The following is an 18,563-nucleotide window of genomic DNA, read 5'->3' as shown; positions in this document are numbered from 1 at the left end:
CGTCACTGGCTGCGTGTCAAGTCATTCAAGTTTAGCGGCTTTGCCTAAAGAATTTGATGCGATTATGACCGTTTGACATCGTCTGATGGAGAAGATATTCTACCCAACCCCTCAATCAGCGTTGTACCTCCATCACTTGTTCCTGTTCCGTGTAACTGCAGCGCCTGTTTTTGAAACGGCAACGGATGTCTCGGATACAGCAGGCAGAGTATCGGTCGGCTGTACCGTCTGTGTGCTATGTTTGGTAAAAACCATTCGATTGATCATTTTTTCGACGAATGAATACTAAGTGAGGTTCCCGTTCATCCAAAAAGTCAGTATTAGATATTCATTTTACAACTCTGATACAACTTTTTCTATCCCTCTTGGTATAATTTGAAAAGGTGGTGGAACTATGGCAAAAATAATGGTGGTTGAAGACGAGGCCGCAATAGCCGATTTAATTTTAGTAAATCTCAGGTTAGTGGGGTACACAGGAATCAGCGTAGATCGCGGCAACGAGGTAATGAATAGTATTGAACTTCATAAGCCGGATTTAATTATTCTGGATGTCATGCTGCCGGGAAAAGATGGATTTTCGCTTATGCGGGAAATTGAGCCGCTTCAAATTCCCGTAATTTTCTTGACGGCGAAAGAAGAGCTAAACGATAAGATAACCGGCCTAAAACTTGGTGCGGACGACTATATAGTTAAGCCCTTTGCAATAATTGAATTGTTGACAAGGATTGAAACCGTGTTGAAGCGCTATAAAGTTGACGGGAATACTTTTGTTCTGGATAATCTGGAGGTCAATCTGGATGCACATACTGTTCTGATAGATAACCAACCAATTGAACTTACAACAAAAGAGTTCATGCTTCTCGAAATTTTGATCCGCAATAAAAATATTGCTCTTTCGCGGGAAAAGCTCTTGGAATTGGTTTGGGGATATGACTATATGGGAGAAACCCGAACCGTTGACGTACATATACAACGGCTCAGAAAAAAACTGGGTCTGGACGATAAGATAAAAACCGTATTCAAAATGGGATACAGGCTGGAGGTGCCGCGATGAAATTCTGGCAGAAAGCCTATATCTGCATCATCGTCATTTTCCTGATCGGCTTTGACATCACTGTCTTCTTGCTCATCAACAAAAGCTATTCGCTGAGTATGCAGGAAAAATATTCGACGGCCGAGAACGAGCGCCACGTCATCCAGGCATCTTTGCAGAGCAGGATTTCGGGCGCTTCTGCTCTTTATAGAGAAATCAATGCAAAGAACTTGAAAATGTATATTGCTCCCTATGGCGATTATTACGCGAATCAGAACATTTATATGGAATTGTACTATGGCGACGATATTGTCTATTCAGATTTCCCCTACACGATGGGAGCGCGCCCGGAACTGGATATTGGTCAGGGAGAAAAAAGCACGATTGCAAGAGAGGTTGACGGCGCTCTCTACTATTTCGTGACAGGTTATCTCGAAGAACCCTATTCCAATATAAAGTTTGTTTACATTAAAAATGTCCAGGATTTAGCGGATTACAAAGCCCAAATGATCCGTCATGCCGTAATCATCGGTGTCGTTATCTCCATACTGCTGTCTATCCTGCTGCTTTTCCTTTTATTGAGATTAACCCGCCCCATACGGAAATTAAATCAAATAACGGAGGAAATCGCGGGCGGCAATTATCAAAAACGCGCCCAAATAAACGGCAAGGATGAAATCGGGGAATTTGCGGGGAACTTCAATGCGATGGCCGATTCCGTGCAGGCGCATATTCAGAAGCTATCCGATGTAACAGAGGAGCGGCAGAGATTTATTGATAATCTCGCCCATGAAATGAGTACTCCCATTACCGCCATTATGGGGTTCGGCGAATTTTTGAAATATGCCAATTATACGCCGGAGGAAGGCGTAAAAGCCATTGACTATATCATCCATCAAAGCGAAAGAATGAAGAGTATGGCGCATAAACTGATGGATCTGGCCAGACTTAACAATACGGAAATAGCACCTCAAACCATCGATCTCCGAGACATGCTGGCTTATGTTGAAAGCACGTTGGAGCAGAATATTAAGGGAAAACACGTTCAGGTAGAGAAAGACCTTCAAGTATTCCTAATAGTTGGGGACAAAGATTTAATAGAATCCTTGCTGCTCAACATTATGGAAAACGCTCTGCGGGCATTGCCGGACGGAGGCAAAATTGAAGTGAAGACTCGCCGCGAAGGGGACGGCTTCATACTTTCCATTGCCGACAATGGAACAGGAATCGCTCAAGGCGATATTCCAAAGGTCTTTGAACCCTTCTACCGCGCGGACAAATCAAGGTCGCGCGCTTACGGCGGCGCCGGCCTGGGGCTCAGCTTATGCAAACAAATTTGTGATTTGCACTATGCACGGATGGAGATTTCTTCCCAGCCGGATATAGGAACAACAATAGCTATAAAATTTTCCAAGTTTACAATTCTGCCGCAACTCCGCGATGATTCTGAAATAACCAAGCCTTATGATAATTCTGCAAGCAGCTAATTGCTTGCAGAATAACGACTAAGGAGTGAACAATCAAATGTCTAAGAAATTATCAAAAGTAGTGTTGGGTCTGGCTGTGACAGCGGTTATCGGAGCAGGGGCCATTGGAGTAAACGCTCTTGCCGTATCCTCCGCTTTCGCGGCAGACACAAGCCAGAAGGCTCCGGTGATTACCTCTGAGGCGGCTCCGGCGAATACGAACGCGGGAAACACAGCCACAGTGGTCGCGGACGAAAATGGCAATCAGGCCATTGTTTCTGAACAGGATCAGTTGGAGCAGGATCTGATAGCAAGTGATCCCGTTAATGCGGCGAAGCTAAAGATGGAAAAAGACTACAAACCTACCTTTGTTGCCGGAACCCCATCGGAAAAGGATCTGACGGAAGAGAAAGCTATCGAACTCGCAAAAAAATCCGTTGACAGCGAATATGCGCTGACGGACGATACATGGTCCAAATTCTCAACCTATGCCGTACTCAATATTGTCGACCCTGCAGCTCCCGTTTGGAGCGTCACTTTCTATCCTACAAACCAGAACGATTTTTCTCAAATCGGAACCTATAACGTGACCATCGACTCCTTCTCCGGTAAAATAATAAACATCATGTCGGCCGCCGATGGCGTAGGTTGATTATAAAACCGCGATACCAAATTTTTTAGGGACTTCCGCATCACGGAAGTCCCTATGACTACTTTCAATGGGAGGATATTAAGATGAACAAAGGAAATGGAAAGCATGATCTCACCCGATCTTCAAAATGGCTATTACGCATCTTTATTTTGTTAGCTGTTTTACCATTGCTCCTTATAATACTCATAAGTGTTTGGTTTGTTCCGCATTTAGGGGGATTTTCTATTTCGGATTTTTGGACGAATGAAGAAAATTTGCAGCTCCTGCAACTGCGAATGCCCTCAATTAGTCAAGCGTTCGGAAACCTCTTACTATACTTCATGGTGTGTACCTGCGGCGCTTTGTTATACTCGAAACGTTGGGAAAAATCAAGGAAAGGGTATCTGGTTTTAGCCATCCTCTCCGGCGTCGCTGCTTTTTTCCTGCATTCTATGATTTGGGGCGTTGACCTTTTCATTCCCTCAAGCTATAGTCTGCTTTCACCGTATAACAGACCGTTAATAATATTTCCTGCCATACGGGTTTCGCTATATGGTAATGGCTTTCTTATAGACAATTTGATATCCATCGTGATCCATTTGTTTGCTCCACAAGTCTTGCTTGCTATTATTGTTTCTGTTCTCTCAATCAGAAAATATATAAAGACGTAGTCGAATAAATAGAGAATAAGGCAGAGGTATCCACCATAGGTTACCACCGCGATTCCGGCGCACTGTTTAAAAATGCGTAAAATTCCTGGTGCAGCGTGTCCATTTCGCCTTTTGCGCCCCTTGCCGCAGAGGGTTTCCCAGCATTCATAGGACTCCAGGGAATTGACCATCGTCACCACGGTGGGGCTTTGGTTGTCGCGCAGCTCGGAAAGCGCCTGATGCAGCTGTTCCGCCCGGACGGTCACAAAAATATAGTCGTAGATGTCCTCCGTCCGGTGCAAGCTGCTCCAGCGCCGTCACTTCCGCGCGGTAGACGCTGCCGTTGTGCCGATAAAGAAGCCCGTTTTTGCGCAGCTCCTCCAGACGGCGGCCTGGGGCCAGTACGCTGACGGAGCAGCCTGCCCGGTACAGATATGCGGCGTACAGGCTGCCGATGACGCCCGTACCGTAAACTAAAATTCTTAAATGGTTATCTTTCCTATCTCCAATGTTAACGCCTCTTTTCCGCCAGCAGGGCAATCCAGCACGACTGATTCCGCTCAAGGCGGACAGACGCAAAGCCCGCCTGAAGGATTCGGGCCTTCAAATCCTCTCCGGAATAAATCGTCATGCCGTCGATCAGTCCCGTCCAGGTGGTGTTGGTAACATCGTCCATCTCGCAGACCAGAAGGAACTGCCCGCCGGGCTTCAGCACCCGCAGGATTTCATGAAACGCTTTTCCCAAGTCCGGCCAGAAATAGACCGTTTCAAAAGCGGTCACGAGATTAAATGTCTGATCGCCATAAGGCAGCGCGCCCACATCCCCCTGGCGGATGTTGCATCGTTTTCCGAGCGAGCGGGCATTTTTCTTTTTGCTGAAGGCCACGCTCTCCGCGGAGTAGTCGATTCCGTCCGCAAAGCCATTGGGGCAGAGCTTCGTCAGCCGGGCGATGTTGGCGCCACCGCCGCAGCCTACATCCAGCACACGGGCATCCGGCGCGGGGCGAATCAAGGAAAGCGCCCAGTTGGACAGCGGGGTATGCCCGCCATTCATGGTGCGGAGCATCATGCGCCCCAGAAAGCCCTCCGGCTTCCGGGTATTTTGAAAGAAGCGCCGAAACATTATTATTCCCCCTTTCGGCAGCAAAAACAGACTATTGATTTTACCGTGTTCAAAGTCACACTTTCGTACAGAGTATTCAGCTGCTTTTTCAGACTTTCCGCCGTCTCAAACGGCGGTGTGAAAAAGCCCTTCGGCTCGTAAAAATGCCGGATGAACCAGTCGGTGCGCCGGGTTTTTCCTTGGATATAAAAACAGCCGCAGAAAACGCCGCCGGACTTTAAAACCCGGAAGGTCTCCCTGTAAGCCGCGTCCTTGTCCGGGAAGGCATGGAAGCCGTTTAAGGACAGCACAATATCGAAGCTTCCCCCCTCGAAAGGCAGCGCACCCACATCTCCCTGCAAGAACCGGACGTTTTGTAAGCCAAACCTTTCCGCCCGTTTCTGTGCCGTGGACATCATCTCTGCCGAATAGTCAAGGCAGGTCGCATCCGCGCTTTTTAGTTTCCGGTACACCGGCATGGTGAGCACGCCAGTACCTACGGGCACCTCCAGCAAACGGCCGGAAAAATCCTCCGGAATACCAGAAAGCGCCAGCTGCTGGTAACGGTCGGCCTCCGTTTTATTCATGTCCCACACCAGCTTGCAGATTGCCTTGCCGAGAAATGTGGCGCAGGTAATCATCCCGTCGTAAAGGGTGGCCTCATTCCCCAGCAGTTGATAGGCTTGCCGGACTTCCTCGTGCGCCATTATCATTCATCCCTTTCGCATGCTTTTTGTGCAGGCAGGCAACACCGCGGGCGGATGCTGCCACCCATTGTTTCACGCTCCAAAACGGTAAAGCCCCGCCGCTGCACATAGTCCGCCAAAGCATCGGCGTCCCACCGTTGAAGCACCCGGAACCCGGCCAGTCCCATCAGCTTTTCGCCAAACTGCTGTCTCATGTCCGTCCCCCATATGAAGGTGGGGGACAGCAGGATACCACCCGGCTTTAAAACGCGATGAATTTTCACCAGCGCCTTATCCGGCTACGGCATGATGTGCAGGGCGTTGGCGATCAACGCCGCGTTAAAGGCTTCATCGAGATACGGTAAAGCCGTAGCACCACGCACCGTAAAGGTCAGGTTAGGCGGAGCGGGGTGCTTTTTTGCCTCCTCCACCATCTTCCCTGAAAAATCCGTCGCCTCCCAATGCCGGATGCATTCCGCCAGCCGGAAGATAAGCTACCCGCTGCGGCAGGATCTATTTCTTCAGTGCCATTTTCCTGTACTCTGCCGGATAAACCCCAGTGCTTTTCTTGAACATGTTGGCAAACCGTCCGGCGTTATGATATCCGATGGCGGCGGCAACCTGTTCAATCGTGAAATCCGTCAGGGACAACAATGTTTCCGCATGGCTCAACCGGCGCTGCTGGATGTACTCCGTAATAGCACGTCCATATGCCTCTTTGAAGGCGAGCTTCAGCTTTGTCCGCCCCATGCAGGCAATGCGGGAAAGTTGGTCTACAGAGATATCGCAATTAAAGTGGTCGTTGATATATGCGGTTACATTCTCCAGCGCACGAAGATCCGCATTGGATATTTTAACGGATGGCATTGCTTTTTGCTTCTTGTTGTATTCCATGATCAGAGAAATGGCTTCCGCCACCTTTCCTTCATAAAACAACTTTGCCGAAATGCCATCTCCTTGATAATTCCAAATCTGCCGGAGCAGCTGGATCATCTCAGGGAAACGATCCGTTAGAGCAATATTGCAGAAAGCGTCATGCAGATCGATATATTCATCGGGAAAGTTTTCTCTCAGATATTTCTCATAATAAGAGGGCGTGATCTCAATATCAATGGTGCGGACGGGAATGTTTTTGTGGACAAGGGTTTTACACGGCTCATACCCACCTATGAAGCTGTTGACGCATCCGGCGGTCAGGCGCCGGTACGGAGAGATTTCCTCTCCGGATATGGAATCGTAATAACAGACACCTAAGCTGCCTTGCGGTATTTCAAAGCTGAAAAAGGAATCCTTATAAAAATAAAAGTCGTGGATCTTTATATCATACAGGTCCCTCTGGCCATACACCCAATAAACGCCCTGACCCAATTCCTTCGGCACAGAATAAAGTCTCCCTATGGGGTTGTAGACCCCATTCGACATTTCCTCTTGAAATCCATTTTTAAATAAATTGGAGCGATACATACTTTCTATATCGATCATAGGGTCACCTCCGTAATACACTTTGGTCGTTTTATCATCCGCTTTGGTCTTTCCTGCGCTGGAGCTATTGGATAAAACAAACGCGGAGATTACAATGGATAGTGAAGTTAGAAAGCACTAACTAAATAATATCACCATTGAACTTGCAAAGTCAATTGGTATGAACCATCAAAGAGAAAAATGGAGGAATGAGCTATGTCGAATCAGCTACAAACCAATACTGTCAAGAAAGGCTTGACGGTGAAAGACTTAATTATCATGGGCGTATTTGCCGCGCTTTTGACTGTCTGCTCCATGATTGGGGGCATTTTCTTTGCCATTACGCCGACTCTCACTTTTTATTTTTCCATCGGCGCAGCTCTATTGCCGGGGCCGGTGTTTTTGCTGCTTCTGGCAAAGGTGCCAAAAAGGGGCGCACTCGCGATTATCGGCACGATTGTGGCAGTGTTGAGCCTTGTGCTGGGTATGCATTGGGCGATGGGCTTAGGAGGGCTGATCGGATCGCTTCTTGCGGATATGGTTGCCGGTACGAAGAAGTATCGCAGCAAGAAAATGAATATTTTAGCTTACATAGTGTATTCTTTCGGACCTACCGGAACCTATTTTGCGTATTTCATTGATCCTCAGACCTGGGCAAGTACCATGTTGAAAAAAGGGACCACGGAGGATTACATCAATGCCATGAATAATACCGCTGACTGGCGGGTGCTTGTTATCATGATTGTTGGAACGATTCTTGTGGCCTGGCTCAGCGGGTTTATCGGAAGCAAATTGCTGAAAAAGCAATTTGAGAAGGCGGGTATTATCGCGTGACGGTTACAATAGAAAAGAAAAAGCAATTTATCCGTTTCGATCCCCGCACCAAGATCATTCTGCTGGTACTCAGCATGATTGTTGCGACGACAACCCCGTCGCTCCTATATGAATGCGTTTTGATTCTGCTGATTGCCGGGTTCGGTTCGGTGTGCGGAAAAGTCAGGTATTCCCTGATTGGTTCAGCAGTCTTTATGGCACTATATCTATCTACAGTTTTCTACTTAGAGAATAGCACAGGAACAATGCATACGATGTTCACGGCATGGCTCAGCCTTGTCTTTAAGGTCTACCCAGGCGGTATGCTGGCTGGAATTGCGGTATCCACTACACGGGTCAATGAATTTCTGTCCGCTATGAACAAAGCACATATTTCAAGAAAAATCATTATCCCTTTAGCGGTCATGCTGCGCTATATTCCGACCATCCGTGAGGATTGGCGCTACATCAAGGATGCCATGCGGCTGCGGGATGTGTCTCCCTCCATCATAGGGCTGTTTACCCATCCGGGAATGACGGTCGAATGCCTCTATTCGCCGCTTTTGATGGCAGCGTCAAAGGCTGCGGACGAGCTTGCTATCGCTTCCGTAACCAGAGGGATAGAAAACCCAAAACCAAGAACCTGCCTCATCCAGATTCGCTTCCGAATACAGGATGTCCTGATCATTCTCTGCTTTCTGGCTGTGCCGGTCGCCAGTCTTTGTTGTTAGGAGGGCCGGAGTGATTGAGCTTAAACAAATCAACTTTTCTTATTCAGGAACAGAGATGGCCGAGGGCGGGGTGGAAAATATTAACCTGTCCGTAAATGCCGGAGAATGTATCCTGCTCTGTGGACGATCCGGCTGTGGGAAAACCACGATCACGAAGCTGATTAACGGACTGATCCCCCATTACTTCGCCGGTGAGCTCAGCGGGAGTGTGAAGGTAGGCAGTCTCGACGCCTTTCAAACGCCGATGTACCAGCTCGCGGAAAAGGTGGGGTCTGTTTTTCAAAATCCGAGAACGCAATTCTTCAACATAGACGTTGACAGCGAAATCGCCTTTGGCATCGAAAACGAAGCTGTCCGGCCCGATGAACTGCATCAAAGGCTTGACGCCACTATCGACACCCTGAAAATCAAGCCTTTACAGGGCCGGAATATTTTTGAACTCTCCGGGGGCGAAAAGCAGAAAATCGCTTTCGCCTCCGTTTATGCCATGAATCCCGATGTATATCTTCTGGATGAGCCGTCCTCCAATTTAGATATGGCTTCCATCTATGATTTGAAAGCATATTTGCAGCTCCTTAAACAGCAGAGAAAAACCATATTGATTGCCGAACACCGGCTTTATTATTTAATGGATGTAGCCGATAGGATCGTCTATCTGTCAGAAGGTAAAATCGAGGCGATCCACACGCCGGAATCCTTTTGTGCGCTTTCAGGCAACACAAGAAAGAGCATGGGGCTGCGGGCGGTAGATCTGAGGTGCGTCCATCCGAAAGACAAACCGAGACGGGAACACTCTGTCCTGTTGGAAGTAAAGGATGTGGCCCTGCATTATAAAAAGCGACCTATTGTGAAGAACATTACTTTGAAGGCGGCCAAGGGAGAAATTATCGGTGTGGTCGGTTGCAATGGAACCGGGAAAACCACTTTTTTGCGGACACTGTGCGGACTGCATAAGGATTATACCGGAGCATTCCTCTGGTCGGGCAAACAGCAAAACGGAAAAGACCGCATGAAGCGGTCTTACATGGTCATGCAGGATGTAAATTATGAATTGTTTGCCGATAGTGTGGGGGCAGAATGCTCTTTCGGAATCAAGAATCCCGATATGGAGCTTGTGGAAAAGACCTTGAGCGAGTTGGAGCTGATTCCCTTTCGGGAAAAGCATCCCAATACCCTTTCGGGAGGGCAAAAGCAGCGGGTAGCCGTGGCTGTCAGCATGATATGCGGAAAAGAGCTGTTGGTATTTGACGAGCCGACCAGCGGCTTAGATTTTGACAGTATGCAGCAGGTGGCTGCGCTGATTCAAAAATTGGCCGCCGATAAGATTATCTTTGTAGTTACCCATGATTACGAATTTATTTGTCAGGTGTGTTCCAGAATCATTCATTTCGGGCAGGGGCAGATGACAGGCGGAATCGTGGTTTCCGAAGAAAACGAGAAACAGATCCGGGAACGGATCGGCGCGGTCGATACATTAGAAAGAAAGGACTAAGAAAGATGAAAAACAAGCGGGATAATCCTGTCGCTCTCCTTCTGAAGTGGGCGGGACGGGATAAAATCTATTTGATAGCGTCGGTCGCCTGCGCTTTTATCGGCGGGCTTTTTACCATCGGCGCATATATCGGAATTTATCAGCTCATGACGGCGATCCTGTCCGGCACCTGCACGATAGAAATCGTCACCGGCAACGCAATTCTGATTACCGTTACAACGATTATCCGTCAGATCTTTCAAGGCGCATCCGGCGTCCTTTCCCATAAGGGTGCTTATGGAGCGCTGTTCCATGTTCGGTGTATGATCACAGAGCATTTGGCAAAAGTGTCGTTGGGCGCTCTGGATGAACGACGGAGCGGTGATATCAAGACCGTACTCAATGAAGATATTGAGAAACTGGAACTGTGTCTGGCACATAATATACCGGAACTGGTCAGCTTTCTCACCGGCCCGGTCGTCATCTTCGTCTACCTAATGACCGTGAATGTGCCTTTGGCCTTGATCTCCCTGGTTCCTCTGCCTGTCGTCTTTTTGATCATGGGAGCGGTATTCAAATATATGTCCGGCGTTCTTCCGAGAGTGAGCAAGTCTTTGGCAAACTTCAACTCGGTCATTATCGAATACATCAGTGGCATGAAACTGATTAAGGCCTATAATATGGGAAGCAAATCCTTTCGAAAATTTTCCGACGCCATTGAAGAAGAAAACAAGGTGTGGAATCAGATATCTAAAAGGACAGCGCCGCCCTATGCCGCTTTTATCATCATTCTGGAGTGCGGCATGCTGCTGATGGTGCCCATCGGCGGCATGTTTTTTCTGAACGGTTCCATAACATCCAGTATTTTCCTGCTGTTTGCTTATATCGGCTCTTTGTACTTAGCAGAAATTCTGCCTTTACAGCAGCTTAGTATGGACTTCGCTCAATCGCTGAATGGGGTGGCCAAGGCTAAAGGGATTTTGAATTTACCTATTTATCAGGGAGGCGGTGATTTTCCGAAACAATGCGATATTGAGATGCGGAACGTCCGATTTTCCTATGATGGGAAAGTGAATGTTTTGGAAAATTGCAGCCTTCATGTGTCAGACGGAGAAAAGATCGCTCTCGTAGGTGCTTCCGGCACGGGAAAAAGTACCATCATTGAATTGATCTCCAGATTTTACGATGTGCAGGAGGGCGAGATTCTCATTGGAGGGAAAAATATAAAGGACATCAACTATGAGAAATTGCTGGAAAACACCTCGATCGTTTTTCAGAAAGCATTTCTGACCCGTGACAGCGTTTTGGAGAATATCCGTATGGGCGGGGATGCTACGCTGGAAAAAGTCAGGGCAGCGGCGAAGGAAGCGCAAATTGACGACTTCATCATGTCGCTTCCCGACGGATACGATACAAAGGTGGGGAGTTTTGGTTCCCGCTTTTCGGGCGGTGAAAAGCAGCGCCTCGCTATTGCGCGGGCCATTTTGAAAAATGCTCCGATCCTGATTCTTGACGAGGCGACTTCCGCGGCTGACCCGGAAAATCAGGTGGAGATCGACAAAGCCATTGAAAACCTATGTTGTGGAAAAACCGTCATCATTGTCGCACACCGGCTCGGGGCCGTCAAAATGTGTGATAAAGCGGCGGTGGTGGAAAACCACACCATTACCGCCTGCGGAAGCCATGCGGAGGTTTTAAAAACCAATCACTACTATCAGAAAGTGTGGAAGGACTATCAGTCGGCAAGGGATGTCGCCTATGCACTGAAAGGGGCTGAAAGCATTGAAAGATAACAATCCATTCAAAAAAAACAGACGTTTTGGGTTGGGCGTTGCGTTTACAGTGCTGGAAGGCCTTCTCTCCAGCTGCATCTACTTTTCCCTCTATCTTCTGATTGAAATGCTGCTGAATCACAACGTGTCGAGCAGCCGCCTCACGCAGCTCACGCTTGGATTGGCGGGGATCTTCCTGATTCGCTTGATTACATACAGCATTGGCTACACACAGGGACAGATCGGGGGTGCCGCGGTTTCCAAACAGATCCGTCTGTATTTGGGCGATAAATTCAAAAAGATTCCGCTGTTCCGTTTCACTCAGGGACAGGTGGGCCAGTATGTGAACACCATGACCAGCGATGTAAACAGCTATGAACAGATATTGACCCACAAGACGGGTAATCTGGTGAAGAACATCACCCTTTCTATCATGCTTATGGGATTCGTCTGCTGGCTATATCTGCCAGCAGGGCTGATTTTACTGACGGTGAGCCTACTGTTTATCCCTAACATGTGGCTATCCTTCCGAATCGTGAAGAAATACGGGCAGGCAAAAAACACCATTTGTGCGGAAGCAGTCAGCAGTATTGTGGAATATGTTTCGGGCATTCAGACATTTCGAGCCTACAATATGAGCGGAGCCAAGAACAAGGCAACTACCAACGCCATGAAGGATTTCAGCAATGTCTGCTACAAGTATGAAGCGATGGGGATTCCGGTTGGATTTGCTTTCAGTATCATCGACTGGCTGACCGTGCCCGTTGTCATGTTGGTGGCGGCAAAAGCGTGGATGTCCGGCGGATTGGCGGGCGTCGATTACCTGATGATCTGCATGATGCCCATGCTGCTGGCCAAGCTGTTTACTTCCATCTCCATTGATTTGTTCAGCTATAAGAACCTGCGGATCTCAAGGAACAATATTCAGAAGGTCGTGGATGGACCGGAAGAACAGGGGATGGATAAACCATTCGCGCCGGATTCGCATGATATCACTTTTCAGAATGTGCGGTTTTCCTACGTGCAGGGTGAAACTGTGCTGAACGGCGTGGACTTCCGTGCCAAAGTTCATAAACTGACCGCTATCGTGGGGGCCTCCGGTTCCGGCAAATCTACGATTCTGAACCTGATTGCGAAATACTACGAGCCGCAGGGTGGCAGGATTTTGATCGGGGGCAGGCCGGTTGAAAATGTTACAGCGCAGCGGGTGCTGGAGCAAATATCCATCGTCGATCAGGATGTATTTCTGTTCGATGATACAGTGCGTGAAAACATACGCCATGCAAGGCCGGAGGCTACCAATGAGGAAATTGAGAGCGCCTGCCGGAAAGCGAATTGCGATGTTTTTATTCGGAAGATGGAAAAGGGCTATGATACGCCCATTGGAGAAAATGGAAATCTGCTCTCCGGTGGTGAACGCCAGCGGCTTTCCATCGCTCGCGCCATACTGAAAAACAGCCCTATCCTGCTTCTGGACGAGGCTACTGCCTCTTTGGACATCGAGAACGAGCTGGCGGTCAAGCAGGCCATTGTCAATCTGCTGGATGATGAAAAGACCGTTATTATGATCGCGCACACCCTCTCTATTATCAAAAATGCAGATCAGATTCTTGTCGTATCGGGCGGCAGGATTTCAGAATCCGGCACTCACAAAGAATTATTGGCAAAGGACGGCAAGTATGTGGCCATGTGGAGTGCGGAACAAAAGCTTTCGATTTAAGCTGAGTCATCAATTCGGCCTCGGCAATTTGTATACCTAGAAGCTTAAACTGCAACCGATGTGCTGGGCGTGAATCATGAAGCCGCGGAATCCGACGCCTGTGCCATAGAGCATGTGGTGAGCGTTGAAACACTCTGCTCTTTATGCCGCTTTACCAACCGGAAATGTAAAGGAAGCTGCTATGTGAAAACAAACGCCACTCCAAATAGGTTTGCAAACTCTTATATTCTGTAAGAAAGGATATGGATTTTGTAAAAAGCGAGAGAGAAAATACCTAACTTCCGGCATCTGTGGCAGTTTAAATAACACAGATTCTATCCTGCTACCATGCCTCGGTTCATCGGGATATTTTCCATCCACCGGCCTTTTCCCGGTGCTTCCAGAGTTCATGATATACCCCGTCTTGGTTTAGCAACTCTGTGTGCGTTCCATGTTCTACGATCCTCTTGTTGTCCACGACCAGGATCTGGTGGGCGTTCTGAATAGTGGATAAGCGGTGCGCGATGATGATCAGCGTTTTGTCCTGAATCAACTCGCCGATGGCCCTTTGAATATCCCCCTCGTTGTCTGGGTCCACGCTGGCGGTGGCTTCATCCAGCAGGATGATGGGCGCATTTTTCAAAATAGCGCGCGCAATGGAGATGCGCTGCTTTTCGCCACCGGATAAGCGGTCACCCCTTTCGCCCGCTAGGGTGTTGTAGCCGTCCGGCAGCGCCATGATGAATTCGTGGCACCGCGCCTTTTTAGCCGCCTCGATGATTTCCTCTTCGCTGGCCTCGGGCCGCCCGAATCGGATATTGTTGCGGATCGTGTCATTGAACAGATAAACATTTTGGAACACCATGCTGACGTTTCCCAGCAGGTTGTCATAGGCGATATCCCTGACGTTAGTTCCGCCGATCTCCACACTGCCGCTGTCGACGTCCCAAAACCGGACGATCAGGTTGGCAATGGTCGTCTTTCCGCCCCCGGAAGGGCCGACCAGCGCGGTGACGCTCTTTGCGGGAGCTGTGAAGCTGACACCGTCGAGTACCTGCCCCTCCCCATAGGAAAAGCGGACATCCCGCATGGTGATATCATGCCGGTGCGGTACAGCCTCCTTGCCCATATCCTCTATCATATCCACGGCATTCAGGTCCTCATAGCGGTCCAAAGCCGCTTCCGTGATGCGGGTTTGGCTGCTGAGGTTGGTGAATGCCTGTACCGGCATATACAGGTAGAAGACAAAGATGAAGACCATGATGGCTGTTGGTGCGGGCAGCAGGCCGTTTATGGCAAACAACGTAGCCGCAAGAATGGTCACCGCGGTGCCGACGGCGAAGCAGGCCCTGTACCAAAGCACGGGGTTCACAGACTGCAGCTCAAAACCTACAGAATGATCTCTTGTGCTCTCTATGGCGTCTTTGACCGCTTTCGCCCGGTCGCCGCCCATGTTGAACGCCTTGATGACCGGGATGCCCCGGACATATTCCAGCACGGCGCTCACAAGCTTTGCCTGCTGCTTCTGCCTGATGGGTGACTCCCGGCGGCATACCCGCTCCAGCCGCTGGAAGGTCAGGAAAGCAGCAAAATAGATAATAACCGTAATCAGGCCGATACGCCAGTCGATGGAAAGCAGCATGATCACGCCGATCAGGGCCCCGGCCAGCCCGCTGATCACCTTATCCAGCGCGTCCATCCCCATCTCTTCCACAAAGGGCAGGTCCACGGTGATGATCGAGGTGATCCAACCCAGGTTGCCTTCGCTGAAAAAGCGCATGGGCAAATGTCGGAGTCGTTCGCCCAGCGTGATCCGCTCACGCGCGCAGATCTCATAGCCGGTACCGCTCTCCAGCATCACGAACCAGTACCGGAGCACCATACGGAGCAGCACGGAACCCAAGATGATGCTGAAGCATATCCATGCGTCCCGCACCTGCAGCGCATTGTCCAGGACCAGACTGAACACATACCAGGCCATAAAAATAGGCACAGCTAGCAGCAGGCTTTCAACGAAGCTCAGCACAAGAGAGAGCCTGAGCTTACCGGCATATTCGCCCGCAAGGCGCAGGACCCTTCCGACCAGTTTCAGCATGATTCCGCCACCTTCCTTTCAGTTTTGTATTCCCAGCGCGCGGACTGCCGGTAGCTCTGCCACATATGGGCATATTCCGTCGAGGCTTGCAATAGATCCGGGTGTTTGCCCTGGACAATGACCTTGCCAGCCTTGAGCACGATGATATGATCGGCATCCACGACGGTGGAGAGCCGATGGGCGATGACCAGCACCGTCTTTCCCCGCAGGAGTTGGTTGAGCGCCTCCTGGATCAGGTCCTCGTTTTCGGCGTCCGTACTGGAGGTCGCCTCGTCCAGCAGTACGATCGGCGCGTTTTTGAGCATGGCCCGCGCGATGGTGATGCGCTGGCGCTGTCCGCCCGAAAGCCTGTCTCCGGCTTCGCCCACCACGGTCTGATACCCCTGTGGCATTTCCATAATGAAATCGTGGCATTGCGCCTTCTTCGCCATCTCCATGACATCCTCGTCGGACGCGCCGGGCCTGCCAACTTGGATGTTTTCCATGATGCTCTGATTAAAGAGAAAATTATCCTGAGAAACATAGCTGATGGTATCCATGAGGGCTTCGAAGGCATATTCCCGGATATCCCTGCCGCCGATGCGGATGCTCCCCTCGCCTACGTCCCAGAAGCGGGCCGTCAGCTTTGCCACGGTGGATTTGCCCGCGCCCGACTCTCCCACGATGGCGGTAATCCCACCCGCGCGGGCTTCAAAGGAAACATCCTTCAGCACCGGAATATCCTGATAGGCAAACGTCACGTTATGGAAGCTCACGCCGTATCCATCCGGAAACGAACGGTCATGGCCCACGGGTAGTTCTGTTTCTTCAAACAGATCCTCAATGCGTTTGAACTTCTGACGCAAGTTGGGAATGATCGGGAAAAAGATCACCAGGTGCAGCAGCATCGGTCCCATGCTCATGGCCAGCAGGACGCACAACACCAGCAGGCCGAAAGACAGCGAGCCGGAGGTGTAAAACAGGATGGCCGCAGGCAGCGCAAAGAGCAGCGTCGTGGGCAGGAACACGTTGTACATGCTCATGTATTTCCAGCAGCTTTTATACCAGTTCAGGGAAAATTTCTTATACCCCTCAATGGCCTTGCGGTAACGCGAGAAGGCACTCTCTCCCTGCCCGAACACCTTGATCACCTCCATGCCGGAGACATACTCGATGATGGTGCTGTTCATCTCCCGTGAAGCCTGGTAATAGAGCTCCAGCTTTTGCGTGGCGGTTTTGCTGATTCCGCTCAGCGCCAGAAACCCGAAAGGAATCACGGCCAGGGCGCACAGCGCCAGGCGCCAGTCGGCAATAAACAGTGTCACCACGACCGTGCACAGGCCGATGATGTTGCCGACGCCCTCGGGGATCGCGTGAGCCAATATCAGCTCCATTCCCTCGATATCTTCCACAAAGATCTTTTTCAGGGCGCCGCTGCCGTAGCGCTCGATCTCGCCCATGGGCATGCTCAGCAGCTTATCTGCGGCCTTCTGCCGCATCCCCATCAGCGTATCGTAGGCCAGCCGGTGTGAGGCTGCAAGCCCCTTTTCCTGGGTATGGCTTTTCAGCAGCAGGCTCAGCAGGATGACCCCCGCGGCGCCGACGCCAAACCCGGCGGTGAGCTGTCCGCCGGTGAGCCGCATGATAATGAGATAGACGGCGATATACGGCACGATGCCGATCACCGCGCTGGATGTCAGAAGAAGAAACGCTTTATGCATATACCGTTTGCCGTGAGCGGCAAAGGCATATACTTTTTGAAACGTAGACATAAATCTCAACCAGTCCTTTCGTGAATCAATGATACAATCGCTTATGTTCATTCTCTATCATGGAAACAGCCGGCGAGAACTGCAAGTGATTTGGGAACGGTTTGGCCGTCAAGCGTAGAAAAAGGTCTTTCAAAAGGAAAAGCCCCTGCATCTTGTAACGCAGGGACGTCCGCTTCTATAAATTTGGCTGCATTATCGCGGCCCGGAAGTGCTCTTCCTGTAGTCCTTGGGTAAAACGCCGACTCTTTCCTTGAACGCCTTGGTGAAAGAACTGGGGCGTAAATATCCGACCTTACCGGCTATCTGTGCGACGTTGTCCACGCCGTTTTCCAGCAGGTGCTGCGCCTGCCGCATACGGATCTCGGTGATATATTCCGAAACCGGGCATCCATACGCCGATTGAAAACTGTATTTGAGCTTGCTCACGCTCATGCAGGCGATGGACGCCAAATGGGCAAGCGGCAGCTCCTCGGCATAGTGGCTGTGTATGTACGCTTCCATCTGGAACAGCTTTTCCCTGTCGTCCGCCGGCAAGGACACACGCGGTCTCTTCGGTTCCCCTGATTTTGTGAGAATGATGGAGAGCGCCTCGTTGACCTTGCTCTCGTAATACAGTGCCGCCGCAGGACCCTCTGCGCGGCAGTTCTGGATTTGCCGGAGCACCAGCAGCAGCTCTGGTATCTCGGGATTATCGTTCAGGCAGGAAAAGGCGTCCTTCAGCCTGCGATACCCGCCGGGGAACTTGGAGGCAAGCACCCTGTCGCAATACTCCGGCATGATATTGATCGCAACGCCGCGGATGGGTACGTTGCCCCGATATGTGGCGGTATATGGCTGCCCCGTGCCGATATGCCCCGCGACGCGCCCCACCGCGATAGGCAGTTGCGTTTCCTCATCCACTCCCTCAACAGAATCATAATAGAATACCCCGACATAGTCGTCCGGCTGCTGAAATGTCAGAGTGGTATCCTTCCTGTATAGAATGTTCGTCACGCTAATTGTGAACAAATCGCCGCAGGGATACATCCAGTACTCCGCGCTGCACCGCTCGTCATGCATCGCAAAGCACACCCCCTCCCAGTTGTACGGGCTCCTTTCCTGGATGTAAGCGCTCATACTGCGCAAGGGCTCAAAAAACATTTTATTTATGGGATTGTCTGTCACATCGCTCACCTTTTTCTAAAAGCCAAAAAAATACGGCA

At 50.1% G+C, this 18,563-nt stretch carries 19 protein-coding genes; 10 read left to right on the top strand and 9 right to left on the bottom strand.

Features of this window, described 5'->3' with window-relative positions; translation table 11 throughout:
- The first annotated feature begins 394 nt into the window (after nt 1-394).
- From BUB60_RS05375 to BUB60_RS20595, 4 genes are all read left to right on the top strand, one after another.
- Nucleotides 395-1,054 (top strand): response regulator transcription factor, encoded by a 660-nt coding sequence (locus BUB60_RS05375; protein ID WP_073076640.1) that lies wholly within the window; start codon nt 395-397, stop codon nt 1,052-1,054.
- On the top strand, nt 1,051-2,520 hold the full coding sequence (locus BUB60_RS05370) for a sensor histidine kinase (protein WP_073076639.1): 1,470 nt from the start codon (nt 1,051-1,053) through the stop codon (nt 2,518-2,520). Before BUB60_RS05375 ends, BUB60_RS05370 begins: the two co-directional genes overlap by 4 nt.
- A gap of 37 nt (nt 2,521-2,557) precedes the next feature.
- Entirely contained in the window at nt 2,558-3,151 is a 594-nt protein-coding gene (locus BUB60_RS05365; RefSeq protein ID WP_073076638.1) for a hypothetical protein, read from the top strand.
- An 83-nt stretch (nt 3,152-3,234) separates the two neighbouring features.
- Nucleotides 3,235-3,801, top strand: coding sequence for a hypothetical protein (locus BUB60_RS20595; protein WP_073076637.1), 567 nt, complete (start codon nt 3,235-3,237; stop codon nt 3,799-3,801).
- A 144-nt stretch (nt 3,802-3,945) separates the two neighbouring features.
- On the opposite strand, the gene BUB60_RS20840 is transcribed toward BUB60_RS20595, so the two are convergent.
- From BUB60_RS20840 to BUB60_RS05330, 6 genes are all read right to left on the bottom strand, one after another.
- Nucleotides 3,946-4,320: a ketopantoate reductase family protein gene (locus tag BUB60_RS20840; protein ID WP_073076636.1), complete on the bottom strand. Its 375-nt coding sequence runs from the start codon at nt 4,318-4,320 to the stop codon at nt 3,946-3,948.
- Nucleotides 4,292-4,903 carry a class I SAM-dependent methyltransferase gene (locus BUB60_RS05350; RefSeq protein WP_073076635.1) on the bottom strand — a complete coding sequence of 204 codons (612 nt, stop codon included), beginning with the start codon at nt 4,901-4,903 and terminating at the stop codon, nt 4,292-4,294. The genes BUB60_RS20840 and BUB60_RS05350 overlap by 29 nt, the downstream gene beginning before the upstream one ends.
- Before the next feature lie 2 nt (nt 4,904-4,905).
- The gene (locus BUB60_RS05345) at nt 4,906-5,589 is read right to left on the bottom strand and encodes a class I SAM-dependent methyltransferase (protein ID WP_084726269.1); all 684 of its coding nucleotides are present in this window, start codon (nt 5,587-5,589) and stop codon (nt 4,906-4,908) included.
- A gap of 2 nt (nt 5,590-5,591) precedes the next feature.
- Nucleotides 5,592-5,783, bottom strand: a complete 192-nt coding sequence (locus tag BUB60_RS05340; RefSeq protein ID WP_073076633.1) for a hypothetical protein — start codon at nt 5,781-5,783, stop codon at nt 5,592-5,594.
- 84 nt (nt 5,784-5,867) lie between these two features.
- The gene (locus tag BUB60_RS20835; protein WP_423242345.1) at nt 5,868-6,050 is read right to left on the bottom strand and encodes a class I SAM-dependent methyltransferase; all 183 of its coding nucleotides are present in this window, start codon (nt 6,048-6,050) and stop codon (nt 5,868-5,870) included.
- Between the two features lie 31 nt (nt 6,051-6,081).
- Nucleotides 6,082-7,050 (bottom strand): helix-turn-helix domain-containing protein, encoded by a 969-nt coding sequence (locus tag BUB60_RS05330; protein ID WP_200796602.1) that lies wholly within the window; start codon nt 7,048-7,050, stop codon nt 6,082-6,084.
- A gap of 195 nt (nt 7,051-7,245) precedes the next feature.
- On the opposite strand from BUB60_RS05330, the gene BUB60_RS05325 reads away from it, so the two are divergent.
- From BUB60_RS05325 to BUB60_RS20830, 6 genes are read left to right on the top strand one after another with little or no spacing between them, the layout of a single operon-like run.
- Nucleotides 7,246-7,863 (top strand): MptD family putative ECF transporter S component, encoded by a 618-nt coding sequence (locus BUB60_RS05325; RefSeq protein WP_073076632.1) that lies wholly within the window; start codon nt 7,246-7,248, stop codon nt 7,861-7,863.
- Nucleotides 7,860-8,573: an energy-coupling factor transporter transmembrane component T gene (locus BUB60_RS05320; RefSeq protein WP_073076631.1), complete on the top strand. Its 714-nt coding sequence runs from the start codon at nt 7,860-7,862 to the stop codon at nt 8,571-8,573. Before BUB60_RS05325 ends, BUB60_RS05320 begins: the two co-directional genes overlap by 4 nt.
- Nucleotides 8,574-8,583: 10 nt before the next feature.
- Nucleotides 8,584-10,065, top strand: a complete 1,482-nt coding sequence (locus BUB60_RS05315) for an ABC transporter ATP-binding protein (RefSeq protein WP_073076630.1) — start codon at nt 8,584-8,586, stop codon at nt 10,063-10,065.
- Between the two features lie 5 nt (nt 10,066-10,070).
- The gene (locus tag BUB60_RS05310) at nt 10,071-11,837 is read left to right on the top strand and encodes an ABC transporter ATP-binding protein (RefSeq protein WP_073076629.1); all 1,767 of its coding nucleotides are present in this window, start codon (nt 10,071-10,073) and stop codon (nt 11,835-11,837) included.
- Entirely contained in the window at nt 11,827-13,536 is a 1,710-nt protein-coding gene (locus tag BUB60_RS05305) for an ABC transporter ATP-binding protein (protein ID WP_073076628.1), read from the top strand. Before BUB60_RS05310 ends, BUB60_RS05305 begins: the two co-directional genes overlap by 11 nt.
- Before the next feature lie 60 nt (nt 13,537-13,596).
- Nucleotides 13,597-13,770: a helix-turn-helix domain-containing protein gene (locus BUB60_RS20830; RefSeq protein ID WP_084726268.1), complete on the top strand. Its 174-nt coding sequence runs from the start codon at nt 13,597-13,599 to the stop codon at nt 13,768-13,770.
- Nucleotides 13,771-13,873: 103 nt separating this feature from the next.
- Here BUB60_RS20830 and BUB60_RS05295 read toward each other — a convergent pair whose 3' ends face one another.
- The 3 genes from BUB60_RS05295 to BUB60_RS05285 form a co-directional block, all read right to left on the bottom strand.
- Nucleotides 13,874-15,610 carry an ABC transporter ATP-binding protein gene (locus BUB60_RS05295; RefSeq protein ID WP_073076627.1) on the bottom strand — a complete coding sequence of 579 codons (1,737 nt, stop codon included), beginning with the start codon at nt 15,608-15,610 and terminating at the stop codon, nt 13,874-13,876.
- Nucleotides 15,604-17,310, bottom strand: a complete 1,707-nt coding sequence (locus BUB60_RS05290; RefSeq protein WP_159435349.1) for an ABC transporter ATP-binding protein — start codon at nt 17,308-17,310, stop codon at nt 15,604-15,606. Before BUB60_RS05290 ends, BUB60_RS05295 begins: the two co-directional genes overlap by 7 nt.
- Nucleotides 17,311-17,553: 243 nt before the next feature.
- Nucleotides 17,554-18,477, bottom strand: a complete 924-nt coding sequence (locus BUB60_RS05285) for a helix-turn-helix domain-containing protein (protein ID WP_159435348.1) — start codon at nt 18,475-18,477, stop codon at nt 17,554-17,556.
- Between the last annotated feature and the right edge of the window lie 86 nt (nt 18,478-18,563).

Origin of the sequence: Sporobacter termitidis DSM 10068, assembly GCF_900130065.1 — a bacterium.
Lineage (GTDB): Bacteria > Bacillota > Clostridia > Oscillospirales > Oscillospiraceae > Sporobacter > Sporobacter termitidis.
Note: the sequence above shows the minus strand (reverse complement) of the source record. Positions and strands in the feature narration are given on the sequence as shown.